Source organism: Mesorhizobium sp. P2_D1 (assembly GCF_056404455.1).
In genome coordinates this window covers 1-509 of the sequence record NZ_JBFUDZ010000200.1, presented here as the reverse complement: position 1 = coordinate 509, position 509 = coordinate 1, and the positions used below count along the sequence as shown (strand labels likewise).

The window sequence follows — 509 nt, the reverse complement described above, 5'->3', positions numbered from 1 at the left end:
CCTCAGGCGCGGCGAACGCCAGAAACGCCAGACCAGATGCGGTCGCGTGAAAAGGCAGCAATTGCGACGGGTTCACCCAGACACGGGTCGATCTCTTCGGCTCCGTCACCGCAACCGTGATCATTGCGGTCTCGGCCGCCAGTGTGGCGTGCGCGGTTTCTTCCATCTCCTCGGCAAGCCTGTCGAGCACGGGATTGATGAATGACAGGAGCGGGAAACTAGCTTCTCTAACCCGAGCCAGCCTGAGTACGGCAATCCCCAGGCGGTATTTCTTGGTTTCCGCATGCTGTTCCACAAAGCCGTTGCGAATAAGCGCAACAAGGATCCGAAGAGTCGTTGCTTTGTCGACTTTGGACTTTCGGGCGAGGTCGCTCAGGCCCCATTCCGGTTCCTGCACGGTAAAATATGAAAGTAGATAAAGCGCCCTATCGACGCTTTTCATCATTGGAACTGTTTCCCCAGGTCCGGATTTCGGCACGATTTCCTCTCCTCGATGAGTGCTACTTGAC

At 56.4% G+C, this 509-nt stretch carries 1 protein-coding gene; it reads right to left on the bottom strand.

The annotated features are described in order from the left end of the window. A partial coding sequence (locus AC1D0I_RS32955) for an IclR family transcriptional regulator (protein ID WP_477400242.1) occupies positions 1-445 on the bottom strand: 445 nt, incomplete at its 3' end. Between the last annotated feature and the right edge of the window lie 64 nt (positions 446-509).